This is a genomic window from Streptomyces sp. NPDC052682 (assembly GCF_040678435.1).
GTDB lineage: Bacteria > Actinomycetota > Actinomycetes > Streptomycetales > Streptomycetaceae > Streptomyces.
This window is the reverse complement of the sequence record NZ_JBFATS010000015.1, coordinates 110692-136733: the sequence shown is the minus strand read 5'-3', so window position 1 is coordinate 136733 and position 26042 is coordinate 110692. Positions and strand designations below refer to the sequence as shown.

General features: G+C 71.9%; 19 protein-coding genes. 13 read left to right on the top strand and 6 right to left on the bottom strand.

The features are described 5' to 3' along the window. The first annotated feature begins 76 nt into the window (after window positions 1-76). A complete protein-coding gene (locus AB0K80_RS23820; RefSeq protein WP_365672795.1) occupies window positions 77-2053 on the top strand; it encodes an ATP-dependent DNA helicase in 1977 nt (658 codons plus the stop codon). 153 nt (window positions 2054-2206) lie between these two features. Here AB0K80_RS23820 and lexA read toward each other — a convergent pair whose 3' ends face one another. Beyond that, on the bottom strand, window positions 2207-2986 hold the full coding sequence (lexA, locus tag AB0K80_RS23815) for a transcriptional repressor LexA (RefSeq protein WP_365672793.1): 780 nt from the start codon (window positions 2984-2986) through the stop codon (window positions 2207-2209). A 565-nt stretch (window positions 2987-3551) separates the two neighbouring features. Between lexA and nrdR the strand changes: the two genes are divergently transcribed. Together nrdR and AB0K80_RS23805 are read left to right on the top strand one after the other, a co-directional pair. Continuing rightward, on the top strand, window positions 3552-4112 hold the full coding sequence (nrdR, locus tag AB0K80_RS23810) for a transcriptional regulator NrdR (protein WP_365672791.1): 561 nt from the start codon (window positions 3552-3554) through the stop codon (window positions 4110-4112). A 166-nt stretch (window positions 4113-4278) separates the two neighbouring features. Then, complete coding sequence (locus AB0K80_RS23805; RefSeq protein ID WP_365672789.1) at window positions 4279-7170, top strand: vitamin B12-dependent ribonucleotide reductase; 2892 nt, start codon at window positions 4279-4281, stop codon at window positions 7168-7170. 115 nt (window positions 7171-7285) lie between these two features. Here the strand turns inward: AB0K80_RS23805 and AB0K80_RS23800 are convergent, their stop codons facing one another. Continuing rightward, the gene (locus AB0K80_RS23800; protein ID WP_365672787.1) at window positions 7286-7816 is read right to left on the bottom strand and encodes a TerD family protein; all 531 of its coding nucleotides are present in this window, start codon (window positions 7814-7816) and stop codon (window positions 7286-7288) included. Window positions 7817-7970: 154 nt separating this feature from the next. On the opposite strand from AB0K80_RS23800, the gene AB0K80_RS23795 reads away from it, so the two are divergent. Together AB0K80_RS23795 and AB0K80_RS23790 are read left to right on the top strand one after the other, a co-directional pair. After that, window positions 7971-8576, top strand: coding sequence for a YdbC family protein (locus tag AB0K80_RS23795; protein ID WP_365672785.1), 606 nt, complete (start codon window positions 7971-7973; stop codon window positions 8574-8576). 106 nt (window positions 8577-8682) lie between these two features. Continuing rightward, window positions 8683-9342, top strand: a complete 660-nt coding sequence (locus AB0K80_RS23790) for a histidine phosphatase family protein (RefSeq protein WP_365672783.1) — start codon at window positions 8683-8685, stop codon at window positions 9340-9342. A gap of 47 nt (window positions 9343-9389) precedes the next feature. On the opposite strand, the gene AB0K80_RS23785 is transcribed toward AB0K80_RS23790, so the two are convergent. Then, window positions 9390-9686 carry a hypothetical protein gene (locus tag AB0K80_RS23785; RefSeq protein WP_365672781.1) on the bottom strand — a complete coding sequence of 99 codons (297 nt, stop codon included), beginning with the start codon at window positions 9684-9686 and terminating at the stop codon, window positions 9390-9392. Between the two features lie 158 nt (window positions 9687-9844). Between AB0K80_RS23785 and AB0K80_RS23780 the strand changes: the two genes are divergently transcribed. Beyond that, complete coding sequence (locus AB0K80_RS23780) at window positions 9845-10753, top strand: ADP-ribosylglycohydrolase family protein (RefSeq protein ID WP_365672779.1); 909 nt, start codon at window positions 9845-9847, stop codon at window positions 10751-10753. A gap of 330 nt (window positions 10754-11083) precedes the next feature. Here AB0K80_RS23780 and AB0K80_RS23775 read toward each other — a convergent pair whose 3' ends face one another. Further along, window positions 11084-12631, bottom strand: coding sequence for an MFS transporter (locus AB0K80_RS23775; protein WP_365672777.1), 1548 nt, complete (start codon window positions 12629-12631; stop codon window positions 11084-11086). A gap of 181 nt (window positions 12632-12812) precedes the next feature. On the opposite strand from AB0K80_RS23775, the gene AB0K80_RS23770 reads away from it, so the two are divergent. The 3 genes from AB0K80_RS23770 (at window position 12813) to AB0K80_RS23760 (ending at window position 14921) form a co-directional block, all read left to right on the top strand. Next, window positions 12813-13436 carry a TetR/AcrR family transcriptional regulator gene (locus AB0K80_RS23770; protein WP_365672775.1) on the top strand — a complete coding sequence of 208 codons (624 nt, stop codon included), beginning with the start codon at window positions 12813-12815 and terminating at the stop codon, window positions 13434-13436. Window positions 13437-13518: 82 nt separating this feature from the next. Next, the gene (locus AB0K80_RS23765) at window positions 13519-14220 is read left to right on the top strand and encodes a ribonuclease HII (RefSeq protein WP_365672773.1); all 702 of its coding nucleotides are present in this window, start codon (window positions 13519-13521) and stop codon (window positions 14218-14220) included. Window positions 14221-14288: 68 nt separating this feature from the next. Then, window positions 14289-14921, top strand: coding sequence for a hypothetical protein (locus tag AB0K80_RS23760; protein ID WP_365672772.1), 633 nt, complete (start codon window positions 14289-14291; stop codon window positions 14919-14921). Between the two features lie 259 nt (window positions 14922-15180). Here AB0K80_RS23760 and AB0K80_RS23755 read toward each other — a convergent pair whose 3' ends face one another. Together AB0K80_RS23755 and AB0K80_RS23750 are read right to left on the bottom strand one after the other, a co-directional pair. Further along, window positions 15181-15795 carry a hypothetical protein gene (locus AB0K80_RS23755; RefSeq protein ID WP_365672770.1) on the bottom strand — a complete coding sequence of 205 codons (615 nt, stop codon included), beginning with the start codon at window positions 15793-15795 and terminating at the stop codon, window positions 15181-15183. 344 nt (window positions 15796-16139) lie between these two features. Further along, window positions 16140-18317: a RecQ family ATP-dependent DNA helicase gene (locus AB0K80_RS23750; protein ID WP_365672768.1), complete on the bottom strand. Its 2178-nt coding sequence runs from the start codon at window positions 18315-18317 to the stop codon at window positions 16140-16142. A gap of 141 nt (window positions 18318-18458) precedes the next feature. Here AB0K80_RS23750 and AB0K80_RS23745 point away from each other — a divergent pair, with 141 nt between their 5' ends. From AB0K80_RS23745 to AB0K80_RS23730, 4 genes are all read left to right on the top strand, one after another. Next, entirely contained in the window at window positions 18459-20483 is a 2025-nt protein-coding gene (locus tag AB0K80_RS23745; RefSeq protein ID WP_365672766.1) for a DUF4192 family protein, read from the top strand. A 635-nt stretch (window positions 20484-21118) separates the two neighbouring features. Further along, window positions 21119-23038 (top strand): glycogen debranching N-terminal domain-containing protein, encoded by a 1920-nt coding sequence (locus AB0K80_RS23740; RefSeq protein WP_365672764.1) that lies wholly within the window; start codon window positions 21119-21121, stop codon window positions 23036-23038. 142 nt (window positions 23039-23180) lie between these two features. Beyond that, on the top strand, window positions 23181-23939 hold the full coding sequence (locus tag AB0K80_RS23735) for an NUDIX hydrolase (protein WP_365672762.1): 759 nt from the start codon (window positions 23181-23183) through the stop codon (window positions 23937-23939). A gap of 91 nt (window positions 23940-24030) precedes the next feature. Next, window positions 24031-25917 (top strand): ATP-binding cassette domain-containing protein, encoded by a 1887-nt coding sequence (locus AB0K80_RS23730; protein ID WP_365672760.1) that lies wholly within the window; start codon window positions 24031-24033, stop codon window positions 25915-25917. Window positions 25918-26042 lie beyond the last annotated feature (125 nt).

The following is a 26042-nucleotide window of genomic DNA, read 5'->3' as shown; positions in this document are numbered from 1 at the left end:
CCTCCGCCTTGATCGCACTGGTCGTCCCCGCCTTGATCACCCGTTTGTCAGTGCCGGGTCGTAGGGTGGTCGCGCTATGACAAAGCCCTCACTCCCCGAACTCCTGCACGCTGCCGTCGCTGCCGTCGGCGGCACGGAGCGCCCCGGCCAGGTGGCCATGGCCGAAGCCGTCGCCGAAGCGATCGACGACGGTTCCCATCTGCTGGTCCAGGCCGGCACCGGCACCGGAAAGTCGCTCGGCTACCTGGTGCCCGCGCTCGCGCACGGGGAGCGTGTGATCGTCGCGACCGCCACGCTCGCGCTCCAGCGCCAGCTCGTGGAACGCGACCTGCCGCGCACGGTGGAGGCCCTGCATCCGCTGCTGCGCCGCCGCCCGGAGTTCGCGATGCTCAAGGGCCGCTCGAACTACCTGTGCCTGCACCGGCTCCACGAGGGCGTCCCCCAGGACGAGGAGGAGGGGCTCTTCGACCAGTTCGAGGCGGCCGCTCCCACCAGCAGGCTCGGCCAGGACCTGCTGCGGCTGCGCGACTGGGCGGACGAGACGGAGACCGGCGACCGCGACGACCTCACCCCCGGCGTCTCGGACCGCGCCTGGGCCCAGGTGTCGGTGTCCTCCCGGGAATGCCTGGGCGCCTCGAAGTGCGCGTACGGAGCCGAGTGCTTCGCCGAGGCGGCCCGTGAGCACGCCAAGCTCGCGGACGTCGTCGTCACCAACCACGCGCTGCTCGCGATCGACGCCATCGAGGGAGCCCCGGTCCTCCCGCAGCACGAGGTGCTGATCGTCGACGAGGCCCACGAACTGGTCTCCCGGGTCACCGGCGTCGCCACCGGTGAACTCACCCCCGGCCAGGTCAACCGCGCGGTGCGCCGTGCCGCGAAGCTGGTCAACGAGAAGGCCGCCGACCAGCTCCAGACCGCCGCCGAGGGCTTCGGACGGCTGATGGAGCTGGCCCTGCCCGGCCGCCTCGAGGAGATCCCGGAGGACCTCGGCTACGCCCTCATGGCCCTGCGCGACGCCTGCCGTACGGTGATCTCCGCGATCGGCGCCACCCGTGACAAGTCCGTGCAGGACGAGGACGCGGTCCGCAAGCAGGCGCTGGCCTCCGTGGAGACCATCCACGACGTCGCGGAGCGGATCACCAACGGCTCCGAGTGGGACGTCGTCTGGTACGAGCGCCACGACCGCTTCGGCGCCTCCCTGCGGGTGGCCCCGATGTCCGTGTCGGGCCTGCTGCGGGAGAAGCTCTTCGCGGACCGCTCCGTCATCCTGACCTCCGCGACCCTGAAGCTGGGCGGGGACTTCAACGGCGTCGGCGCGTCCCTGGGCCTGGCCCCGGAAGGCACCGAGGGCGACGACCTGCCCCGGTGGAGGGGCGTCGACGTCGGCTCCCCGTTCGACTACCGCAAGCAGGGCATCCTCTACGTCGCCAAACACCTGGCGCGCCCCGCGCGGGACGGAGACCGCGCGGACATGCTCGACGAGCTCACCGAGCTGATCCAGTCCGCCGGTGGCCGCACCCTCGGCCTGTTCTCCTCGATGCGGGCGGCCCAGCTGGCCGCCGAGGAGCTGCGCTCCCGTATCCCCGAGTTCCCCATCCTCCTCCAGGGTGAGGAGACCCTCGGCGAGCTGATCAAGAACTTCGCCGCCGACCCGGAGACCTGTCTCTTCGGCACGCTCTCGCTCTGGCAGGGGGTCGACGTGCCCGGCCCCAGCTGCCAGCTGGTCGTCATGGACAAGATCCCCTTCCCGCGTCCGGACGATCCCCTGATGAGCGCCCGCCAGAAGGCCGTGGAGGACGCCGGCGGCAACGGCTTCATGGCGGTCGCCGCCACCCATGCCGCGCTGCTCATGGCCCAGGGCGCCGGCCGGCTCGTGCGGGCGTCGGGGGACCGGGGTGTGGTCGCCGTACTGGACCCCCGGCTGGCGACGGCCCGGTACGGGAGCTATCTCAAGGCCTCACTGCCCGACTTCTGGTACACCACGGACCGTAACCAGGTGAGGAAGTCGCTGGCGGCGATCGACGCGGCGGCCAAGCAGGCGGAAGCAGGGTGAGGAGGGCTCGGCCCGGCGCGATACCGCGCCGGGCCGAGCCCTGAGGATGTCCGTCCGCCACCGGGCCTGGACAGCGCAGGGCCCCGGAACCGGCGCAGAGGTTCCGGGGCCCGGTCAGGGGGCGGAGCGGGCGAGCCGCGCCCCGCACGGTGCTCAGACGCGGCGCAGCACGGCGACGACCTTGCCGAGGATGGTCGCGTCGTCACCGGGGATCGGCTCGTACGCCGAGTTGTGCGGGAGGAGCCAGACGTGCCCGTCCTCGCGCTTGAAGCGCTTGACGGTGGCCTCGCCGTCGAGCATCGCCGCGACGATGTCCCCGTTCTCGGCGACGGGCTGGCGGCGCACCGTCACCCAGTCGCCGTCGCAGATCGCGGCCTCGATCATCGAGTCGCCGACGACCTTCAGGACGAACAGCTCACCGTCGCCGACGAGCTGGCGGGGGAGCGGGAAGACGTCCTCGACGGACTCCTCCGCGAGGATCGGGCCACCGGCGGCGATCCGGCCGACCAGCGGGACGTACGACGCGGCCGGCTTGCCCGTGGTGTCCGTGGGCTGCACGGAGGCGGCCTGGTCGGATCCGCGTACCTCGTACGCGCGCGGGCGGTGCGGGTCGCGGCGCAGGAAACCCTTGCGCTCCAGTGCCATCAGCTGGTGGGCGACGGAGGAGGTGCTGGAGAGGCCGACCGCCTGGCCGATCTCGCGCATCGACGGCGGGTAGCCGCGTCGCTGCACGGAGTCCCTGATGACCTCGATCACCCGGCGCTGGCGATCGGTGAGTCCGGAGCTGTCGGCCCGGATGCCTGGAGGTCGGCCCGGCAGGGAGCGCTTGTGCCCCTCGGGATTCGTGGCTTCGTTCATCGCATGCACCGGCTCGAGTCGGCCCTGGGAGCGGTCCTGGGCAGTGATGGTGGCACTGTCTGCGGTGGTGGTCACGTCGGCCCCTCTCGATGGTCTCCCTGCAGCACAACGGTAGTTGCTTTCGAAAGGTTGCGCCAAACACACGTTCGAGTGAAAAATCGCGAATCCGCGTGACGGGGCGCTGTTTCCAGGTGTATTGGCTGCTGCGGTCCGCGGCGGACAAAAAGACCTATTGCGGTACTCTTCACCGCCGGGACGGTGACCTTGTGGGCTGTGGCCTCAGTGTGCCATCCAGGGGCCCGTTCCCCGTGGACCGGCCCCCGTCTGCGCGGGAGTCGCACGTCCCCTCCCCGGGGTTCGCACGCCGTCTCCGCACCCGCCGCGCGGCACACGGGCGCGTGCCGTGGCCCGTGCGGGCGCCGTGGTGCCGCGTCACCTGCGGCTATGCCTGCGACACGCGTGGACCGCGTGCATGTATGAGCCAATCCCCACATCTAGTGGTTGGATTGCGGCAGCAGCCCAGAAGTTGTGGTCCCCCGGGTCTTCCCGCCCGCCGAGATCGCCTATGCTTGGGGCTGCTTCGTGGGGCCCAAGAGGTCCAGCGAGGCTATTGAGTCTGCTGTGAGGAGGGTTGGAGTTCATGCACTGCCCCTTCTGCAGGCACCCCGACAGCCGTGTCGTCGACAGTCGTACGACCGACGACGGCACGTCGATCCGCAGGCGCCGCCAGTGCCCCGACTGCTCCCGTCGTTTCACGACCGTGGAGACCTGCTCGCTCATGGTGGTCAAGCGGTCCGGCGTCACCGAGCCTTTCAGCCGCACCAAGATCATCAACGGTGTGCGGAAGGCGTGCCAGGGGCGGCCCGTCACGGAGGACGCGCTCGCCCAGCTCGGCCAGCGGGTCGAGGAGGCGGTGCGGGCCACCGGCAGCGCCGAGCTGACCACACACGACGTGGGGCTGGCCATACTCGGCCCGTTGCAGGAGCTCGATCTCGTCGCCTATCTGCGCTTCGCCTCCGTCTACCGGGCGTTCGACTCGCTCGAGGACTTCGAGGCGGCCATCGCGGAGCTGAGGGAACAGACGGGACGCGCCGACGCGGACGAAGGCGACCGCGAGGACGCGGGTGCGGGGAGCCAGGAAGACGATCGCGGGTCCCAGGGGGCGGCTCAGGTCCCCGAGCCCGCAGGCGCCGCCGACTGACAGGCGGGCCGGACCCGGACGGCGATGCCCGGGACCGGCCGGTCGGCGGCGATGAGGAAGGACCTGTTGCGGGCGATGCGTGTGGGTGCCCGCAACACCAGACAGAACGCGTGCCACGGGAACAACGGGGCACTTCAGGGCGTTTTCGCCCGTACAGGGAGGCGGCATGACAGAGACGGCGAGCGGTCCGGCACGCAGTAGCCGAGCCAAGAGCACGAAGGCCGGCAAGGGACTGCGCATCGAGCGCATCCACACCACCCCTGGGGTCCACCCCTACGACGAGGTGGCCTGGGAGCGCCGTGACGTCGTCATGACCAACTGGCGCGACGGCTCGGTCAACTTCGAGCAGCGCGGCGTGGAGTTCCCCGACTTCTGGTCGGTGAACGCGGTCAACATCGTCACCAGCAAGTACTTCCGCGGTGCCGTCGGCACCCCGCAGCGCGAGACCAGCCTCAAGCAGCTGATCGACCGCATCGTGAAGACGTACCGGAAGGCCGGTGAGGACCACAAGTACTTCGCCTCGCCCGCCGACGCCGAGATCTTCGAGCACGAGCTGGCGTACGCCCTCCTGCACCAGATCTTCAGCTTCAACAGCCCCGTCTGGTTCAACGTCGGCACGGCCCAGCCGCAGCAGGTCTCCGCCTGCTTCATCCTGTCCGTCGACGACTCCATGGAGTCGATCCTCGACTGGTACAAGGAAGAGGGCATGATCTTCAAGGGCGGCTCCGGCGCCGGCCTGAACCTCTCCCGCATCCGCTCCTCCAAGGAGCTGCTGTCCTCCGGCGGCAACGCCTCCGGTCCGGTCTCCTTCATGCGCGGCGCCGACGCCTCCGCCGGAACGATCAAGTCCGGCGGTGCCACCCGCCGGGCCGCCAAGATGGTCGTCCTCGACGTGGACCACCCGGACATCGAGGACTTCATCGAGACCAAGGTCAAGGAAGAGGAGAAGATCCGCGTCCTGCGCGACGCGGGCTTCGACATGGACCTGGGCGGCGAGGACATCACCTCCGTCCAGTACCAGAACGCCAACAACTCGGTCCGCGTGAACGACGAGTTCATGAAGGCCGTGGAGAACGGCGGCAAGTTCGGCCTGCGCGCCCGGATGACCGGCGAGGTCATCGAGGAGGTCGACGCCAAGGGCCTGTTCCGCAAGATCGCCGAGGCCGCCTGGGCCTGCGCCGACCCGGGTATCCAGTACGACGACACCATCAACAACTGGCACACCTGCCCCGAGTCCGGCCGGATCACCGCGTCGAACCCGTGCAGCGAGTACATGCACCTGGACAACACGTCCTGCAACCTGGCCTCGCTGAACCTGATGAAGTTCCTGAAGGACGACGGCAAGGGCAACCAGTCCTTCGAGACCGAGCGCTTCCAGAAGGTCGTCGAGCTGGTCATCACCGCGATGGACATCTCGATCTGCTTCGCGGACTTCCCGACCCAGAAGATCGGCGAGAACACCCGCGCGTTCCGCCAGCTCGGCATCGGCTACGCCAACCTCGGCGCCCTGCTGATGGCCACCGGCCACGCCTACGACTCCGACGGCGGCCGCGCGCTGGCCGGCGCCATCACCTCCCTGATGACGGGTACGGCCTACCGCCGCTCGGCGGAGCTCGCCGCGGTCGTCGGCCCGTACGACGGCTACGCCCGCAACGCGGACGCCCACAAGCGCGTCATGAAGCAGCACGCCGACGCCAACACCACGGCCGTGCGCATGGACGACCTGGACACCCCGGTGTGGGCCGCGGCCACCGAGGCCTGGCAGGACGTGCTGCGTCTCGGCGAGAAGAACGGTTTCCGTAACTCCCAGGCCTCCGTGCTCGCCCCGACCGGCACCATCGGCCTCGCCATGGGCTGCGACACCACCGGTGTCGAGCCGGACCTGGCGCTGGTGAAGTTCAAGAAGCTGGTCGGCGGCGGCTCGATGCAGATCGTCAACGGCACCGTCCCGCAGGCCCTGCGCCGCCTGGGCTACCAGGAGGAGCAGATCGAGGCGATCGTCGCCCACATCGCCGAGCACGGCAACGTGATCGACGCGCCCGGCCTCAAGCCCGAGCACTACGAGGTCTTCGACTGCGCCATGGGCGAGCGGGCCATCTCCCCGATGGGCCACGTGCGCATGATGGCGGCGATCCAGCCGTGGATCTCCGGCGCCATCTCCAAGACGGTCAACATGCCGGAGACGGCGACCGTCGAGGAGGTCGAGGAAATCTACTTCGAGGCCTGGAAGATGGGCGTCAAGGCGCTCGCCATCTACCGCGACAACTGCAAGGTCGGCCAGCCGCTCTCCGCCAAGAAGAAGGACTCCGCGGACGAGAAGAAGGCCGAGGAGCCCGCGGCGGCCGAGCCCAAGGTCGAGAAGGTCGTCGAGTACCGCCCGGTCCGCAAGCGCCTCCCGAAGGGACGCCCCGGCATCACCACGTCCTTCACCGTCGGCGGCGCCGAGGGCTACATGACCGCCAACTCCTACCCGGACGACGGTCTCGGCGAGGTCTTCCTGAAGATGTCCAAGCAGGGTTCGACCCTCGCGGGCATGATGGACGCCTTCTCCATCGCGGTCTCCGTGGGCCTGCAGTACGGCGTGCCCCTGGAGACGTACGTCTCGAAGTTCACCAACATGCGCTTCGAGCCGGCCGGTATGACGGACGACCCGGACGTGCGGATGGCGCAGTCGATCGTCGACTACATCTTCCGCCGCCTGGCGCTGGACTTCCTGCCCTTCGAGACGCGCTCCGCGCTCGGCATCCACTCCGCCGAGGAGCGTCAGCGTCACCTGGAGACCGGTTCGTACGAGCCGGCTGAGGACGAGGTCGACGTCGAGGGCCTGGCCCAGTCGGCGCCGCGCGCCCAGGAACTGAAGGCCGTCGGCACGCCGAAGGCCGAGTCCGAGGCCGTCAAGCCGGCCCCGAAGACGGCCCACACCAGCGCCGAGCTGGTGGAGATGCAGTTGGGCATCCAGGCCGACGCCCCGCTGTGCTTCTCCTGCGGTACGAAGATGCAGCGCGCCGGCTCCTGCTACATCTGCGAGGGCTGCGGCTCGACCAGCGGGTGCAGCTGAGGCTGAGCGCCTGAGCGCATGAGACAGGGGCACCGGCCTTGGGCCGGTGCCCCTCGTCGTCTGTCGCCGAGGACGCACCCCGAGTCAGGCGGAGGCAGACCTCACGCGGCGTCGGTCACCGGCGTGCCGCGCCCATGGTCCTCGCGAAGCTCGCCGGGTCCCCGTCGAAGCCGTGGACGCCCGGCCGGAACTCCCACGGACCGGACCCGTCCCGGACGAACTCCGCCACCGTCGCCGCCGTGGCGCCGAGGACGCCGCCGAAGTCGTCCTCGGCCAGGACCGTGTATCCCTCACGGATGCGCAGCCCGGGGTTGGTCACGCTGACGAAGGTGCGTGTCGCGGGACGCTGCTGGATGGCGACACCGACGACCACGCGCGCGTAGCGGGGGTCGAGACGGTCCAGTTCGAGCGTCATGACCTCGTCGTAGCCGAACCCCTGGCCGTCCTTGCTGTCCCGGTTCAGCGTGATCGTGCCGTCGGGGGAGCGGCTATCGAAGTGCACCAGGTAGGCCGGTTCGCCGTACGGATCGGTCGCGACGTAGGTGGCGGCGACGAGGTCGAGGTCCGTGGGTGGCTGTCCTGCCGGACTCGGGTCCCACCGCACCGCGACCTCCACCTTGCGCATCCCCTTGTTGAGGCCGTTCACCAGACTTCCCCTTCCCCGTACAGTCCCGCCGGTCATCCAACTGCCAGGCAGTCATGGCTGGTTGTCCATCCTGCCATGCGGGCACGCGCGCGTGCGGGACGGTTGTCCGTGCGAGGGTGACCGGCGCCACGCTCCGTGGCCTTACCATGGCGCGGTGCTGGTCAAGTGGATTCGCTGCACCGTGGTGGACCGCCGGGGTTTCGAGCGGGGGCAGCGAAAGTGGGCGGGGCTTCTGGGGGAGCCGGGTTTTCGGGGACAGGGCGGTGGCTGGAGCCGGAGCCGGCCGGACGTCGCGCACATCTTCGCCTTCTGGGAGAGCCGGGCCTTCTACGACTCCTTCATGGCGCGTTCCCACGACCGGCTGGCCTCCGCCCAGTCGGGCACCTTCAAGGACGCCCAGGTCCGGCTCTTCGACTACCGCTTCGACGTGAAAACCGGCTTCGAACCGCGTTTCACGGACGCCGACCTGCTGCGTGTGGCGCTGTGTCGTGTTCACGAGGAGCGGGCCGAGCACTTCGTCCTGATGCAGGAGAAGGTCTGGAACCCGGCGATGGCCGGCTCGCCCGGCATGATCCGCGGGCTGTTCGGGGAGGCGCCCGGCCACGAGTTCCTGGTCCTGTCGATGTGGCGGTCGGCCGCCGAGCACGGCAAGTACCGCACCGAGCGGGTGGAGCGGCTCGCTCTGCGCGCGCAGACGGAGGCCGACATCGCGGCTCTCACGGGCGACATCGTGGACCTGGAGCCGGGCTGGACGGTGTGATCGTCCCCGCGTCCCGGTGCGGTCCGCGACGCGGGTGTGTGTGACCTGTGCCGTATGGTGCCCGCCCGAGTGCTCGCCGGGGCGTCGTTCGATCTAGGGTTCTGGCATGGCACGACCACGGCGCATCGTCCTTGTCCGGCACGGCGAGTCAACGGGCAATGTTGATGACTCCGTGTACGAGCGCGAGCCCGACCACGCGCTCGCCCTGACCGAGCGGGGCCGGCGGCAGGCCGAGGAGACGGGGAAGAAGCTCCGCGAGCTGTTCGGCCGCGAGCGCGTCAGCGTGTACGTCTCCCCGTACCGCCGCACGCACGAGACACTGCGCGCCTTCCGCCTCGACCCCGAGCTCATACGGGTGCGCGAGGAGCCGCGGCTGCGCGAGCAGGACTGGGGCAACTGGCAGGACCGGGACGACGTGCGCCTGCAGAAGGCCTACCGGGACGCCTACGGCCACTTCTTCTACCGCTTCGCCCAGGGCGAGTCCGGCGCCGACGTCTACGACCGGGTCGGCAACTTCCTGGAGAGCCTGTTCCGCAGTTTCGAGGCACCCGACCACCCCCCGAACGTCCTCCTGGTCACCCATGGCCTGGCCATGCGGCTGTTCTGCATGCGCTGGTTCCACTGGACGGTGGCGGAGTTCGAGTCGCTGTCGAACCCCGGGAACGCGGAGATGCGGATGCTCGTTCTGGGGGAGGACGGCAAGTACACGCTCGACCGGCCCTTCGACCGGTGGCGGGAGCCCGAACCGTACGGCATCACCGGATAGACGCCAGACGCCTCATGGCCTGACACCGGGAGGGGAGCTGTGATGTCTCATTGATCCCCCCGGGGCGCATCCTGCCTCTTCCGGCAGCCGCCGGACCTCTGCCGGCGCGGGGCCTCGTCGTCGGGCACGTCCAGGGAGGGGAAGTGGAAGGGCACCCTGAGGTGGTCGGCCAGGGCCCGGCCCGCCTCGGCGACCGTGCCCGGCGGGGCCGCGCCGTGGCGGTGACGGACGGTCGCCAGATGGCCTTCCCCGGCTGGGTCGTCCAGGACGGCGACCAGCACGACGAACCGCCGGTCGCGCAGGACGTCGGCGTCCCTCCTCGCGGGTCCTTCCCTCCAGGGCATCCCACCAGCCGCTCATGGGCCCGTCGGGCGAGGGTGCGTGTCGTGCGTCATTGCACGAACGTACGTGAGCGGTGAGGGGACCAGGAGCCCGCGCCGGGCGAAGAGCAACGACCGCACCGGTGCTGGATGCCCGGGCTACGACTTAGAGTGGCAGGGCGATGACCGCTGATTCCTCTCCTGACGGGCGCCTGAGCCGCGCCCTGGCCAGCCTGCGCGGACTGGCCGTCGGGGACGCCCTGGGTTCCCAGTTCTTCGTTCCCGTGCACTACCCGCTGCTCAAGCGCCGCGAGCTGCCGCCGGGGTGCTGGCAGTGGACCGACGACACGGAGATGGCCTGTTCGGTCGTCGCCGTCCTGGCCGCCCACCACCGCATCGACCAGGACGCCCTGGCACAGTCCTTCGCGCAGCACCACGATTTCGACCGGGGCTACGGCCCGGCGGTGAACCGTCTGCTGCGGCAGGTGCGGGAGGGCGGCGACTGGCGGGAACTCGCCGCCGCGCTGTTCAACGGGCAGGGCTCCTGGGGCAACGGTGCGGCGATGCGGGTAGCGCCGCTCGGCGCCTGGTACGCGGACGACCCCGAGCAGGCGACCCACCAGGCGGAGATCTCCGCCTACCCCACGCACCAGCACCGCGAGGCGGTGGTCGGCGCCATGGCGGTCGCGGCCGCTGCCGCCTTCGCCGCCGCCCCGGGCGGCCCGCCCGGGGCAGAGGCCCTGCTGGACGGGGTGATCGCGCTGGTTCCCGCCAGGAGCGCGGTCGGCGCGGGACTGCGCCGGGCCCGCGACATGCTCGACTACGCGGACGCGGCGACCGTCGCGGCCGTACTGGGCTGCGGACGGCGTACGTCGGCGCACGACACGGTTCCTTTCGCGCTCTGGTCGGCCGCTCGCGCCCTCGAGGACTATGAGCAGGCGTTCTGGACGACCGCCCAGGTCGGTGGGGACGTGGACACCACCTGCGCCATCGTGGGCGGGGTGGTCGCCTCCGGGAAGGCGGGGGCTCCTCCTGCCGAGTGGGTGGAGCGGACGGAAGCGTTGCCGGACTGGGTACCGACGCCGGCCTAGCGTCAGGACTCTCCGTGCGCGCCGGGAACTCTCCGTGACCGCCGCCCGTTGTCGTGACAACCGCTGTGTGAGCCATGAGGGCGCACACGTACCGAGTATCCGCGGGCACGACAGGGGGCGATCATGGGAGTTCTGCTCGGTGTCCTGCTCGTCCTGTGCTGCCTGGCGGCGCGTCCGGGGCGGGCGGGTAGAGCAGGATCACTGTCCGCGCTGTCGTCCCTCCGGTGGGCGAGGTGTGCGCGGGCGGTGGGGGGCCGCCTCGGCAGCCACCGACCGACCTGTGTCGCGCCTGTCGATGAGCCGCCGTGGCCCGCCCGCGAGGTGCTGTCCTCAGCCCATCCCGGGGCCGGCCGAGCCGGAGAGTGCCTCCAGGTCGCTCTTGCGGACCCGGATCACCAGCCACGCGGTGGCCAGGGCCAGGACCGCCATCGCGGCGGCCGGTACGAAGGCCGTGGAGATGCCCTGGGCGAGCACCTCGTGCCCCCAGGGGGCGGGCAGCTGGTGTGTCCTGGCGAACTCCGCCTTCTGTTCCGCGGAGCCGTCGGCCATGAACCTCGGCAGTTGCTTATCGGCCTCGTCCCTGCTGGCCGTGCCGAACACCGTCGTCAGGATGGACAGGCCGAGCGCACCGCCCACCTGCTGCGTGGTGTTGAGGAGCCCGGACGCCGCACCCGCCTCGTGCTGGGCGACACCGGAGACGGCCGTGAGGGTCAGCGTCACGAAGTTCAGGCCCATGCCGAAGCCGAAGAGCAGCATCGGACCGAGCACTCCGCCGGCGTACGAGCTGTCGGAGCTGAGCAGCGTCTGCCAGGCCAGCCCGATCACGACGAGCGTCGAGCCGGCGAGCATGAACGGCTTGGGTCCCAGCACCGGCAGGAACCGCTGGGACAGACCCGCGCCGAGGGCGATCACCACCGTCACCGGCAGGAAGGCGAGTCCGGCCTCGATGGGGCTGTACCCGAGCACGTTCTGCACGAAGAGCACGACGTAGAAGAACATGCCGAACATCGCCGCCGCGAGGCTCAGCATGATCACGTACGTGCCCGAGCGGTTGCGGTCGGCGAACATCCGCAGCGGGGTGATCGGCTCCTTGGCCCGGGACTCGATGAGCGCGAAGGCCAGCAACAGGACCACGGCGGCACCGAACGACCCGATGGTGAGACTGTCCCGCCAGCCCTCGTCCGCCGCGCGGATGAAGCCGTAGACGAGGGAGGCCATGCCCGCGGTCGAGGTCACCGCGCCCAGGATGTCGAAGCGTCCGGTGTGTCGTTCGGATTCGCTGATGTACAGCGGTGTGAGGAAGGCGATCAGCACACCGATCGGCACGTTGACGAAGAGCACCCAGCGCCAGTCGAGCCACTCGGTGAGCATGCCCCCCGCGAGCAGACCGATGGCGCCGCCGCCCGCCGAGACGGCGGCGAAGACGCCGAAGGCCCTGTTGCGCTCCGGCCCTTCGGGGAAGGTGGTGGTGATCAGCGCCAGCGACGTGGGCGAGGCGATCGCGCCGCCCATGCCCTGCAGGACCCGTGCGGCCAGCAACTGCCAGGGCTCCTGTGCGAGGCCGCCGAGCAGCGAGGCGAGGGTGAACAGCAGGATGCCGGTCATGAAGACCCGACGCCGGCCGAGGATGTCACCGGCCCGGCCGCCGAGCAGCAGCAGGCCGCCGAAGGTGAGTGTGTAGGAGCTGACCACCCAGGTCAGATCGGTGGTGCTGAACTGGAGCGCTTGTTGAATGTGCGGGAGCGCGATGTTCACAATCGTCGCGTCGAGCACCACCATGAGTTGGCAGGCCGCGATGACGGTGAGCGCGATGCCGGGATGCCCCTCGCGGCGCGCGCCCCCTGGTTCTTGGTTCTGGATCAGCTGAGAGGTTGTCACTATGGGTCCCCCACAGAAGAGTTAGTGAACGCTGGCGTTCACTGTCGCGTCAACGGTAGTGAGGCCCCAGTAGTGAACGCAAGCGTTCACTTAAAACGTCGCAGCAGGGCGCGTCCCCCTTTGCCGCCCTGTGACAAGAACCCGTCCCCGGAATCCCCGCTTCCCTGTACTGGAGACGCTGATGGTTACCTCGCGCTGGACGGCCGCCACCGCTCGGCCGGCCTCCTTGCGCCGGCGTGGCCCCGTGCTCGAACGCGCGATCCTGGATGCCGCGCTGGAGCAGTTGAGCACGGTCGGCTGGAACGGCCTGACGATGGAGGGCGTCGCCGCCGGCGCCCAGACCGGCAAGGCCGCGGTCTACCGGCGCTGGCCGTCCAAGGAGGACCTCGTCGCCGACGCCCTCCAGGCCGGTCTGCCGTCCTTCGAAGGGGCTCCCGACCTCGGCAGTGTGCGCGAGGACCTGGTCGCCCTGTGCCGGCGGGCGCGCGACGCGATGTACTCCCGGCCGGGCGTCGCCCTTCGCGCGGTGATTCACGAATGCGACCCGACGCAAGCGGAACGCTTCCACGGCGTGATCTTCGAAGGGGTGGTCGAGCCCCTCCTCAAGCTGCTCCGCGAGGTCATCGCCCGCGGAATCGAGCGGGGCGAAGTCAGGTCGGACGCGGACAACCGATACGTCGCCGATGTCATCCCGGCGATGATGATGTACCGCTCCAAGATGCACGGAAGCGAATGGAGCGATGAGGAGATCGAGGAGATGGTCAGCCGGCTCATGCTTCCGCTGTTGCGCCCCGGCGCTGCCTGACCCGCGGGCGGGACGGGTGCCGAGACGCCGGTGGAAACCAGGGTGTCGCGGCCGGTTCCGGGCGGCGTAGTCTAAGGGCGCCATGCCGTACGAACCGCCTACTCACACCGTCGAGCGCTCACTCCGCGCCACGACCGGAGCGAAGATCATTGCCGGTGTCGACGAGGTGGGGCGCGGCGCGTGGGCCGGTCCCGTCACCGTCTGCGCGGCGATCACCGGTCTGCGCCGGCCCCCCGCGGGCCTCACCGACTCCAAACTGCTCTCCGTCAAGCGGCGTGCCGCGCTCGCCGAGGAGCTGCGGACCTGGGTGACGTCGTACGCCCTGGGGCATGCCTCCCCAGAGGAGATAGACGACCTGGGGATGACGGCCGCGCTGCGACTCGCGGCGGTGCGGGCCCTGGAGGGTCTTCCGGTGCGTCCGGACGCGGTGATTCTCGACGGGAAGCACGACTACCTCGGGGCGCCGTGGAAGGTCCGCACGGTCATCAAGGGCGACCAGTCGTGCGTGGCGGTCGCGGCGGCATCGGTGATCGCCAAGGTTCAGCGCGACAAAATGATGGCCGAACTGGGTATCGACCATGCAGACTTCGGTTTTGCGGACAACGCCGGGTATCCGTCACCCGTGCACAAGGCCGCACTGGAGGAGCGGGGCCCCACCCCGCACCACCGGTTGTCGTGGGCGTATCTTGATGCGCTGCCCCGGTGGCGGCACCTCAAGAAGGTCCGCACCTGTGTGGACGGAAGCGTTCCGGAAATCGTGGGTCAGCTCGGCTTCGATTTCTGACGGTTCCGTGCGCACACAGGTGACACCCGCCGACGCGAGCCGTACCAATGTTTGATAAACATCAACCCATGCCTCTCATTCCCGAGGAGCCTCAGATTCACGAGAGTGCCCAGGGTCCCCGCGCCACCCCGGCCAGCGGCCGTACCGCGCCGACCCCCCGTCCCGTACCCGGCCCCCGCCCCGCGGCTCCGTCGCGCCCCGGTCGTCCCGGCCCGCTCCGGCCCACGCCTCCGGTGCAACGCACGCCGCGTGACGTGGCGGCCGCCAAGCCCGGGCCGTCGAGCCCGGCCGCTGCCCCCGCCGCTTCGGCAGCCCCCCAGATCCAGCTGATTCCGGCCTCGGCCCAGGGCGCCCTGGACGCCGCCGAGGAAGCCGTGGACCTGCTGCTCGACTCGGGGCGCGCCCCTGGCGACGTGCTGGTCATCACCACCGGCGAGCCGCACCCGTGGGCCGCTCACGAGCTGTCCTTCGGCGAGGCCTCCTACTGGGCGCAGCACGACGCCCGCGATGACGTCTTCTACGCGGACGCCGCCGTCGCGGACCGTGCCGCCTCGCGTCCCGTCGTCGTGGTGGCCGTCAACGGTGGTTCGCAGGCCGCGGCGGCCAGTGCGCTGACCCTGGCCCACTCCCGGGCCGGTGCGCTGCTGATCGTCTGCGGTGATCCGCAGCAGATCAACTCGGTGCTGGGCGCGGGCGTCTGAGCCGACGCCCGTCGCTGCGGGCGTCTCGGCGGGATGCCGGTGGCGTGGTGTGCCGAGCTGCGCGCGTGGCCGACCGGCCTGGTTTGCCTCATGCGCGGTCGGCCGAAGTGCCCGTTTCTGTGGGATACGAGGGCCTGCTGGCGGCAACGGCCCCGACCTGACCGCCGTACCCGTACGCGGTGCGACGCGGGCGTACGGTGTGCGCGGGTGTCGGTGGTGCGGAGCAGGCGGGTGACCCGGCAGGGGGTCGGTGGTTCCCTCAGCGAGCCGCCGCGCGGCGCAGGACGTCCGAGGCGACACCGCCCGTGCGGGGCAGCGGGGGAGGCGCCTCGGAGGTGGCGAACGGTTCCGGGGGCGAGTCCGCGTTCGGGCGACGCCCGCCACGTCCCTCGCCGAGCACCTGCCAGCCGTCACGCGTCAGCGTGATGTAGGCCCCGCAGCGCAGTCCGTGCAGCGTGCAGGCGTCCCGCAGGCCCCACATCCACGCGCCGTCCTCCTCGGTCCACCGCGCGTCGCCCTCCCGGCAGTAGAGCAGCACGGCCGTACGCACCGGGGTGCGGCGCCGCAGGTCGTGCGGGATGACCCGGCGCAGCTGGGCCAGCAGCACGTTGCGGAACATCCAGCCGTCGGCCGGCGCCGGGCGGCGGGTGAACGAGGCACTCGCCCGCAGCCGCTCGTCCGGGTCCAGGACGGCCACGACGGCGGTCGCCGGCGTGGGACGGTGCCGGGCGTGCAGCCCGCTGACGACCTCCCGGGGGTTGCGCAGCAGCGGGATCCCGGCGGCGGCCCACTCCGCCGGTTCGAGCAAGCGGCTGGCGGAGGCGGCGGACGTCGACAACGATGCCGCCGAGGACGGAGCGAATCCGAAGGTCACGGTCCTCCCTTCGGCTACGCGCCCACACTGCGGGCGGGGTCGGATTCGGGAGCGCGCACCGCAGTGAAGCCCTGCCGGAGCATCCGACGAGCTGTGCGGGAGCGGACCTCAATTCTTCCTGTCGAACTTGGATGCGGCAACGAGCAATTGGGGCAGCGGACCGGTATCGGATGATGCGCGGCTTATATCCCCACCCCGTCCCCGCCGGAAGCGTCGCCGGGTGACCCATGGTGCGTTCGAGCGCGACACGTTCGTACGTCAGGGAGGCGCCCGGTGTCCAGGGGTGTGCGCGCGGCAGGTGCCGTCGTCGCCTGTTTTCCGGCAGGCGGGCAGCACCGCTCGCCTCAGGTCTGTACCGCCAGCACCAGTGGCAACACACCTGGTGCGCCGGCGCGTCTGAGCATGCGGGCCGCGACCGCGAGGGTCCACCCGGTGTCCGTGTAGTCGTCCACGAGCAGCACCGGGCCCGGTGACTCGGCGAGAGCGGACGCGAGCGCCGGCGGCACGGTCAGCGCCCCCACGAGGGCCTTCAGGCGCTGGGCGCTGTTGCTCCGGTGGGCAGGTGCGGAGTCGCCCGCGTACTCGACGGCGCCGAGCAGCGGCAGCCGGCCGACCTCCGCGATGTGCGCCCCGAGCGAGTGGACCAGCCGGGGCCTGCTGCGCGAGGCGACGGTGACCACACCCACCGGACGGGGCGGTGCGTCCTCGGCCCCGGAAGCCCAGCCCCCTGGGCCCTTCGCCCAGTCGGCGAGTACGCCGACCACGGCCTTCGCCACGTCGTCCGGGACAGGCCCGTCCGGAGCCTGGGGCGCGAGCATCGGCCGCAGCCGGTTTCCCCAGCCGATGTCCGACAGGCGCCCCAACGCCCGCCCCGGCGCGGCCTGTTCTCCGGCCGGAATCCGTCCCTTGAGCTCGACGCCGATCGCGGGAAGCCCGGTGGGCCACATCCGGCGGGGATCCACCTCGACGCCCGCCCGGCCCAGGTCCACGCGTGCGGCGGCGACGGCGTCCGCGGAGGCCGCGGCGGTGAAACGCGGGCCGGCGCAGTTGTCGCAGCGGCCACAGGGTTTGGCACCCTCGTCGTCCAGTTGCCGTCGCAGGAACTCCATCCGGCAGTCCGTCGTCGCCACGTAGGCGCGCATCGCCTGCTGCTCGGCTTCTCGCTGCCGCGCCACCCAGGCGTACCGGTCCGCGTCGTACGTCCACGGCTGCCCGGTCGCGATCCAGCCGCCCTTGACCCGCTTGACCGCGCCGTCCACGTCGAGGACCTTGAGCATGGTCTCCAGACGGGAGCGGCGCAGCTCCACCAGGGGCTCCAGAGCGGGCAGCGACATCGGCCTGCCGGCCCGCGTGAGGACGTCGAGGGTGCGGCGCACCAGGTCCTCCGACGGGAAGGCCAGCGACGCGAAGTACTCCCAGATCGCCTCGTCCTCCTTCCCCGGCAGCAGCAGCACCTCGGCGTGTTCCACGCCCCGCCCGGCACGGCCGACCTGCTGGTAGTAGGCGATGGGGGAGGACGGCGAGCCCAGGTGCACCACGAAACCCAGGTCGGGCTTGTCGAAGCCCATGCCGAGCGCGGAGGTGGCGATCAGGGCCTTGACCTTGTTGGCGAGCAGGTCCTCCTCGGCCTGCTGCCGGTCGGCGTTCTCCGTCCTGCCGGTGTACGAGGCCACGGTGTGCCCGCGCTGCCGCAGGAACGCCGTGACCTCCTCGGCCGCGGCCACGGTCAGCGTGTAGATGATCCCCGAGCCCGGCAGGTCGTCTAGGTGGTCGGCGAGCCAGGCCATCCGGTGTGCCGCGTCCGGCAGGCGCAGCACACTCAGGCTCAGGCTCTCCCGGTCCAGCGGGCCACGCAGCACCAGGGCGTCCGAACTGCCGCCGGTGCCGAGCTGCTCCGCGACGTCGGCGGTCACCCGCGCGTTGGCGGTGGCGGTCGTCGCCAGGACCGGCACACCGGCCGGGAGATCCCCGAGCATGGTGCGCAGCCGCCGGTAGTCGGGGCGGAAGTCGTGGCCCCAGTCGGAGATGCAGTGGGCCTCGTCGACCACGAGCAGCCCGGTGGCGGCGGCCAGCCTGGGCAGTACCTGGTCGCGGAAGTCGGGGTTGTTGAGCCGCTCGGGGCTCACCAGCAGAACGTCGACCTTCCCGGTCGCGATCTCCTCCTGGACGGCTTCCCACTCCTCGGTGTTCGAGGAGTTGATTGTCCGGGCGTGGATGCCGGCCCGGGCGGCGGCCTCGACCTGGTTGCGCATCAGCGCGAGCAGGGGGGAGACGATCACGGTGGGGCCGCTGCCCCGCTCCCGGAGCAGGGCGGTCGCCACGAAGTACACCGCGGACTTGCCCCAGCCCGTGCGCTGGACGACCAGCGCCCGGCGCCGTTCGGCCACCAGCGCCTCGATCGCCCGCCACTGGTCCTCGCGCAGCCGGGCCGTGCCGGAGGTGTCCCCGACGAGGCGGGCGAGGACGGCGTCGGCGGCCGACCGGAGTTCCGACCGGAGTTCCGCGTTGCTCGTGTGCTCCATGCGTCCCATACAACAGGACGGCACTGACAGCCGCAGTGGGGCGGGGGCTTCCGCGGGCGCCGTTGGCAGGGGTGACGTGTCCCTGCTCGGAGTTATCCACAGGGGCAAGCGGAGGCTGGCAATCCGCGAGATCGTCTCCGCATGACGAATCACAGCGAAATGACTGGATCCCCCGAAAACGGCGACATCAACGGCCGTAAAGCCGACGGCGAGCGTGGCGTGAACGCCGGGCGAGAAGCGAACGCCGGACAGGAAACGCACTGCGGACAGGAAACGCACTGCGGACAGGAAGGCAGCGGCGAACGCGAACGGAGCGGTGGACTGGACCCGAGCGGTGGACTGGACCCGAGCGGTGGACTCGACGCGAGCCGCGGACTGGCAGCGGAAGGTAGGCCCGGCAGCCGGTACCTGCGTGCACCGGACGTGGCCTGCACCGCGTACGAGAGGCACGGCAGCGAGCAGCAGGTCACCCTGCGCTCTCCGGCGGAGCTGGCCGACGCCCTGCCCTACCTGCTCGGCTACCGCCCCGAGGACAGCATCGTCCTGGTGGCCCTCAACGACCAGGACGGCCGCGGCCGGTTCGGCGGCCGGGCCCGCCTCGGTATCCCCGCCAACCCCGACGACTGGCCGTCCGCCGCCCGGCAACTCGCCCACGGCCTGGTCACGGGCAGCGAGCGGCGCGGAGCCAAGCCCGACCAGATGGTCGCCTTCCTGTGCCAGGAACCGGGCAAGGGCGAGTCGGGCCGGCAGGTCAAGGAGCGGCTGATGCCACTGGCCCAGAAACTGCGCCTCGAGTGCGGCGCCATGGACGTGCCGGTGGTGGAGGCCCTGTGCATCTCGGACGGTCGCTACTGGTCCTACTGTTGCGCGAACGAGGTGTGCTGTCCGCCGGAGGGAACCCCGATGGGCCTGCCCGGCACCTCGGTGCTCGCCGCTGCCGCGACCTACGCCGGGATCCAGGTGCGCGGCACGCTGCGCGAGCTACGGGCCAGGCTGCTGCCCTGGGAGAGCACCGCGGCGCTCGAGCAGCAGATCGCCCTCGACACCGCCAACATGGCCCTGATCCCCAGGATTCTCGACGAGACCGGCCGGGAGGAGGTGGCCGAGGAGACGCTGCGGCTGGCCGAGCGGATCATGGGACGCCTGAGCGAGGCTCCGCCCGTCACCGGACCTGTGCAGGCGGATCAGCGCGACGATGAGCTGGTCACCCACGACGAAGCCGCAACGCTGATCCTCGGCCTGCAGGACCGTACGACACGCGACCGAGCGGCCGCGTGGATGGAGGGAGAGGAGGCGGCCCCCGCTCTGCGCCTGTGGCGGACGCTGGCCCGCCGCTGCGTCGGACCGTACGGCGAGCACGCCGCGGCAGCCCTCACCCTCGCCGGATGGGTCGCCTGGTCCACGGGTGACGAACTGGAGGCCCGGGAGGCCCTCGCCATGGCCCTGGCCGCCGACCCCGACTACCTCTTCGCGCGTCTTCTGCACCAGGCCTGCAACGAGGGACTCGACCCGGAGTCGATCCGCCGCTGCCTGCGTTCCGAGCGCAAGGACAGGGCGCGTGGGCGCGGCGAGTCCCCGGCAGAGGCATCCGGGATTGCTGCGAAGGCCCCCGTGCCCGCTCCCGAGGCGGCGCTCTCCCGCCGTCGACGCCGCACCCGCTCCGCCGGCGTGACCGGCACCACCTCCCACACCGCCTCGGTCGCGGGGGCCACCCCGCACACCGCCTCGGCCGCGGAAGGCGCCTCGCATACCGCCTCGGCCGCGGGGGCTGTCCCGGATACCGCCTCGGCCGCCGGGGCTACCCCGCATACCGCCTCGGCCTCGGAGGCCACCCCGCACACCGCCTCGGCCGCCGGCGCCGCGCCGGCCTCGCGTCTTCCCCACCCGCGGACACCCGCGGCCAAGACGTCCAGGACGCGTACCGGCAACGAGGCAGCGGGCCGTCCCGGCAAGGGGACAGCCGGCCGGCCCGGCAAGGGGACAGCGCGCCGTCCCGGCGGTAGGGCAGCGAGCCGTCCCGGCAGCGCCGCGGCGGGCACGCATCCCGGCGGTACGGGGGCGATCGGGGCGCTGCCCTCCGCGTCGGGGAAGGCAGACCCCCGCCCGCGCCGTGCCGGCCAGGGAGGCGTCCAGCCGGGCGCCCACGCGGCCGAGGGGGAAGGGTGAGCCCTCCTGTGCACCTGCGTGAGCGCACGCGTTGGCGGCTCCGCGACCGTTGCCGCGCGACGTGGCAGCGGGTGACAGCGGCGGTCGCCGCCCGGCGGCGTCCCCGCACGCAGGGGCTGCCCGAGGGCGGTGTGCTGCCGTGCCGTACGGACGCTGTGCGCATCCACGGCCTCGTCATCCGGGGTACCGACCGCGAGCGGGCACCGAGCCACCGGCCAGCCACTCCGTACGGTCACGCGCGGCTGGCCCGCTGCGCCGGCCACGGGCGTGACCCGGAGGACATCGGCGCCGTTCACCTGAGTGGCGGAACGTCCGGACGGGCCGTGACGCCGTACAGCCCCTGCCCCGACGGAGCCCTCCACCACCGGCGCCCAACCCGCCCGCGGCGCACAGAGCGCAGAGGAAGCCCACCCATGCATCAGCCGACTCCGCCCTCCACCGCCGACCGCCCGGTGATGGGCCGCCCTTCCCTGGTGCCGCAGCCCGGCTCGTCTCGGCCACCGTCACCCGGGCGCAACCACTTCTCCGCGCCACCACCAGGACAGGCCCGACGGCCGGCCTCCACCCCAGCACCCGCGGGCACCACGCCCGCGCCGCCTCGGCGGCCTGTCGATCTGCCCCCCGTTCACACCGCGATGATCTGCGTCGCCCTGCCGGGTCTCGCCATCTCGACGGAGCAGGGTCAGCTGACCGGCCATGGCCTGGAGGGTTTCTACCGCGCGGGCCGACGGTTGCTCTCCAGGTGCCAGGTGCGCGTGGCCGGACGGGAACCGCTCGCGGTGCAGGCCCGGATGGCCACCGCCGACCGAGCCCGCTTCGTGGGAACGCTCCGCGCCTCCCCGCAGGCGGGCCCGGACCCGGACGTGGTCGTGGAACGCGACCGTTACGCGGACGGCACGGAACGGATCACGCTGCGCAGTGCGGCACCGGGCCCCCTGCGGCTGCCGGTGGAAGTGGCCCTCGGCACGGACCTCGCCGACCTGGGGACCATCGCGGCCGGCACCGCGGGCCCCGAACTGACCGCCAGCGTCCACGACTCGGGGCTGCGCTGGTCCTGCGCCACCGGCAGCGCGTCGGTCACGGCCGAACCGCCGCCCGCCGACGCGCTGGCCTCGGCAGGACTGCTCCGCTGGGAGTTCGACCTGCCTCCGGGCGGCAGCACCAGCCTGGAACTCAGGGTGCGGCCGGACGGCGCGGGACCCCTGCGCGCCGTGGGCCGGGCCGCGACCAGCCCTCTTGCCTCCGCGCGGGCGGCCGGCGACGACCCCGCGGTCCCCGCCCTTCTGCAAACCAGCCTCGGCGATCTCCAGGCCCTCCTGCTGCGGGACCCCGCAAGGCCCGCCGACGTCCACCTCGCCGCCGGGGTGCCCTGGCGCTGTGGTCTCGCCCCCGCCGACGCGCTGGCCGCCGCCAGGATGACACTGGCCCTCGGCACCGGTCTGGCCGCGGGAACCCTGCGCACCCTCGCCCGCACCCAACTTCCCGGTCCGGGGCCGCAGGCCGGCATGATTCCCGGGCCGAGAAGGGACGCAGGCCCCCATCTGCCGCCGCAGTGCACGGGTACGGAAGCCACCCTCCTCTTCCCCGTCCTGGTGGCGGAGGCCCGGCGCTGGGGCCTTCCCGAGCAGGAGACGGAGGAACTGCTGCCGGCCGCCGAGCGCTGTCTGACCTGGCTGCGGAACGCCGTGGGCGACGGCACCTACCTGCACGACCCACACCCCGGCGGCCCCGTCCGCTGCGAGACCCAGGCGCATGCCCACCGCGCCGCCCTCCTCGGCGCCGATATGCTCGACGCGTGCGGCAGACCGGGCGGCGCCGAGCTGCGCCAGTGGGCACAGGCGGTGCGCACGGCCTTCCGGGAGGACTTCTGGATCGACGACCTGGGAGGCGGCCGCCCGGCGGCGGCCCGAGCCCCGGACGGCCGCCCCGTCGCGCACCTGGGCGCCGCAGCCGTCCACCTCCTCGACACCGGGCTGCTGGGCGGCGGTGCCCAGGCCCCCGGCCTGCTCGACAAGGTGCGGACCGACCACCTCGCCCGGCTCCTCGGCTCCCCGGCCATGGACTCCGGCTGGGGCCTGCGCGGGCTGGGCACGAAGGAGCCCGGATACAACCCGCTCGGCCACCGCGCCGGCGCCGTCCGGGTCCACGAGACGGCGCTGGCCGTCGCGGGCCTGGCCGCCGCCGGATACGACAAGGAGGCGAGTTCACTGCTGCGGGGCGTACTGGCGGCAGCCGAGACCTTCGGCCACCGGCTGCCGGAGATGTACGGGGGCGACCAGCGCACCGGCGGCCGCGCTCCCGTCCCCCACCCGGCCGCCTGCCGTCCCGCGGCCACAGCCGCTGCCGCCGTGGTCCTGCTGCTGACCGCACTCGCGGGCATCCGCCCCGACGCCCCGGCCCGAACCGTCACACTGCGCCCCCTGCGCAGCGCCCCCCTGGGCGAGATCGGCCTCACGGGCCTGCGGGTCGCGGGTGCCCCCTTCTCCGTACGGGTCAGCCGCCTCGGCCTCGCGATGGTCGAGGAGGCGGCTGACGGACTTCGACTGGGAGTGTGAGACGCGAGTGACGTGGCACCGTGGTGCCGACCGGGAGCCCCCGGTGAGACCGCTGAGGCCCCTGCCGGGCCGCACTGGATCAGCCACCGGTGCGGCCGGGCAAGGACGTGTTTATCGTCAGGCAGACGACTATGATCGCCGCATGCCCTACGACCCGTCAGCCTTTCCGCCCTTTGCCGTCACCGTGGACCTGGTCGTGCTGACCGTGCGGCGCCATTCCCTGTGCGCGCTCGCGGTACGCAGGGGCGAACCGCCCTTCCAGGGGCGCTGGGCCCTGCCCGGCGGCTTCGTACGGGCCGACGAGGACCTGGCGCAGGCCGCGGCGCGGGAGCTGGCGGAGGAGACGGGGCTGCGAGTTCATGATCCATCCGTTCCCTCGCACGACAACGGCGCGCATCTGGAGCAGCTGGCCACATACGGCGACCCCAAGCGCGACCCGCGGATGCGCGTGGTCAGCGTGGCCCACCTCGTCCTCGCGCCCGACCTGCCCGCGCCCCGGGCAGGCGGCGACGCCAGCAACGCGCGCTGGGCACCGGTCGAGGAGCTGCTGCAGCAAGGCGGCTACGGCCGGGACGGCGAGTCGGTGGCACCGCTCGCCTTCGACCACGCCCAGATCCTGGCGGACGGCGTGGAGCGGGCGCGCTCCAAGATCGAGTACTCGTCGCTGGCCACCGCCTTCTGCCCGCCCGAGTTCACCGTCGGCGAGCTGCGCCGTGTCTACGAGGCGGTCTGGGGCGTGGCGCTCGACCCGCGCAACTTCCACCGCAAGGTGACGGGCACCCCCGGCTTCCTGGTGCCGACCGGGGGGACCACCACGCGCCAGGGCGGCCGCCCGGCCCAGCTCTTCCGCGCCGGAGGCGCCACCCTGCTCAACCCCCCGATGCTGAGACCGGAGGTGTGACACCCGGGACAGCGCGCACGGGACCGGACCCCCGTACGAGCTCACCGCACGGTGCCCGGAAAAACGGACATAGCGCGCTATCTTGCTGCGGGTGATCCAGGCCTTCGGACTGACCAGCGCCCCTCGCAAGCAGCTTCCGCCCGCCGTCGACGACGTCTCTTTCGAGGCGCCCGCCGGTCAGCTCACGGCGCTCCTGGGAACACCGGGCGCGGGCAAGACGACGGCGCTCAGGCTCATGCTCGAACTCCAACCGGGTCGTGGCATCACCTACTTCAGAGGCCGTCCCCTGCACCGTATCGCCCACCCTTCGCGCGAAGTCGGTGTCCTGCTGGGCGACGTCCCCGGTCATCCGGGGCGCACGGTCCGCGGCCACCTGCGCATGCTGTGCGCCGCCGCCGGTGTCCCGGTCCGGCGCGCCGACGAAGTCCTCGAAACCACCGGGCTCGTGAGCCTGAGCGGCGAACGCCTGGCCCTGCTCTCCCGGGGCATGGACCGCCGCCTCGGCCTGGCCTGCGCGCTGCTGGGCGACCCGCACACCCTCGTCCTCGACGACCCCGCCGCGGGCCTCTCGGTCCACGAGAGCCGCTGGCTGTTCGCCGTGCTGCGGGCCCACGCCGCCCAGGGCGGCACGGTCCTGTTCACCACGGCCGACCCCAAGCAGGCCGCACGCACCGCGGACCGCGTGGTCACTCTGGACCGGGGCAGACTCGTGGCGGACCAGGAGGCAGCGGAGTTCTCGCGCACCCGGCTGCGTCCCCGCGTCGCCGTCCGCAGCCCCCACACCGCCCGCCTGGCGGCCCTCCTCACCCAGGAGGCCCGGACCTCCCGGCGGTCCGTCGAGGTCGTACGCGAGGGCGGCAACCGCCTGTCCGTGTACGGCAGTACCTGCGCCCAGATCGGCGAGACGGCGTTCCGGCACGGCATCGTCGTACACCAACTCGCCGACGAGATCGGCGACATGGGGCCGGGAGCAGGAGTGATGCCCGCGGCGGAGGCGCAACCCGGTCCTGAACCGGGACGGGCAGCCGGCATGCACTCAGGCGGGCCCGTGACCGCTGCTCGTCAGGACGCGCCCTCGACGGACGGTCCGGAGCCCGGAGTCGAAGAGCCGCCGTGCCCTGTCGGTGATCAACTCCAGCCGCCGGCCGAGCAGGACCGCCCGCTCGACGCCCTGCCCGCCCTGCCGCCCCCCATCTCCGTCCGCCCCGCCCCCAGCCCGCTGCGCCCGCTGCGCTACGAGCTCCGCCGAGCCGCCGGAGTGAGCACCGGGTTCCTCACCGCCGCCGCCGTACTCGTCGTCTCCGCCGTCACCGCCGTCCTGCTGGCCCGCATCGGTCACACCCCGCAGCCCCGCCTGCTCGCCGCGTGGCCGCGGGAGCTGCCCCTGCCGCCCGCGGCGCTCGGCGCCGGACTGCTCGGCGCGCTCGCCTTCGGCGACGAGTTCCGCCACCCCGCCCTGGCGGCGGACCGCGGCACCGTGCCCCGCCGGATCGGGCTGCTGGCCGCCAAGCTCCTCGTCGCTTCGGCGACCGCGGTGGTGCTGGCCGTCCTCACCGTGGGCTGCGACGCCGAAGTGCTCTATCTCGTCTACGGACGGGAGCTCGTGCAGGTTCCCGCGGACTGGTTGCCCCTCTGCGCGAGTTGGACCGGGCTCGTGGTCGGGTGCGCCTGGGCCGGTGTGCTGGCCGCGGGCGTCTTCCGGTCAACCACGGCCGGGCTCGCCGCGGTGGTCGCCGTTCCCCTCCTGGTCGTGCCCCTCGTGCACAAGGTGCTGGCGGGGCCCGCCGTGCGGACCGGCACCGGACTCACCGCACGGCTGCGTGAGACGTTCCTGCCGCGCTGGCCCTTCGGGGGAGAGCGCTACCTGGAGGGCGCGCTGCGTCTGGTCAGCCAACCCGAGGGCGGCGCGCTGGCGTTGTCGCTGGCCACCCTGCTCTGCGCGTACCTGCTCACCACCCTGCGCAGCCGGTTCCGGTGACTACCGTCCGCAGTCAGGTGGTCCGGCGCTGTGCGCAACTCCCCGTGCGACGCCCATTTCTTTCCGATAAGGCGTCAATTGCGACGGGGTGAGCGATCACCCTTTCGTGTGCTTTTCACCAAAGA

Bases quoted from the DNA above. Each gene is read 5' to 3' on its own strand.
- AB0K80_RS23820 (WP_365672795.1), top strand. From the start codon at position 77: ATGACAAAGCCCTCACTCCCCGAACTCCTGCACGCTGCCGTCGCTGCC.
- nrdR (WP_365672791.1), top strand. From the start codon at position 3,552: ATGCACTGCCCCTTCTGCAGGCACCCCGACAGCCGTGTCGTCGACAGT.
- AB0K80_RS23805 (WP_365672789.1), top strand. From the start codon at position 4,279: ATGACAGAGACGGCGAGCGGTCCGGCACGCAGTAGCCGAGCCAAGAGC.
- AB0K80_RS23790 (WP_365672783.1), top strand. From the start codon at position 8,683: ATGGCACGACCACGGCGCATCGTCCTTGTCCGGCACGGCGAGTCAACG.
- AB0K80_RS23785 (WP_365672781.1), bottom strand. From the start codon at position 9,686: ATGCCCTGGAGGGAAGGACCCGCGAGGAGGGACGCCGACGTCCTGCGC.
- AB0K80_RS23780 (WP_365672779.1), top strand. From the start codon at position 9,845: ATGACCGCTGATTCCTCTCCTGACGGGCGCCTGAGCCGCGCCCTGGCC.
- AB0K80_RS23770 (WP_365672775.1), top strand. From the start codon at position 12,813: ATGGTTACCTCGCGCTGGACGGCCGCCACCGCTCGGCCGGCCTCCTTG.
- AB0K80_RS23765 (WP_365672773.1), top strand. From the start codon at position 13,519: ATGCCGTACGAACCGCCTACTCACACCGTCGAGCGCTCACTCCGCGCC.
- AB0K80_RS23760 (WP_365672772.1), top strand. From the start codon at position 14,289: ATGCCTCTCATTCCCGAGGAGCCTCAGATTCACGAGAGTGCCCAGGGT.
- AB0K80_RS23750 (WP_365672768.1), bottom strand. From the start codon at position 18,317: ATGGAGCACACGAGCAACGCGGAACTCCGGTCGGAACTCCGGTCGGCC.
- AB0K80_RS23745 (WP_365672766.1), top strand. From the start codon at position 18,459: ATGACGAATCACAGCGAAATGACTGGATCCCCCGAAAACGGCGACATC.
- AB0K80_RS23740 (WP_365672764.1), top strand. From the start codon at position 21,119: ATGATCTGCGTCGCCCTGCCGGGTCTCGCCATCTCGACGGAGCAGGGT.
- AB0K80_RS23735 (WP_365672762.1), top strand. From the start codon at position 23,181: ATGCCCTACGACCCGTCAGCCTTTCCGCCCTTTGCCGTCACCGTGGAC.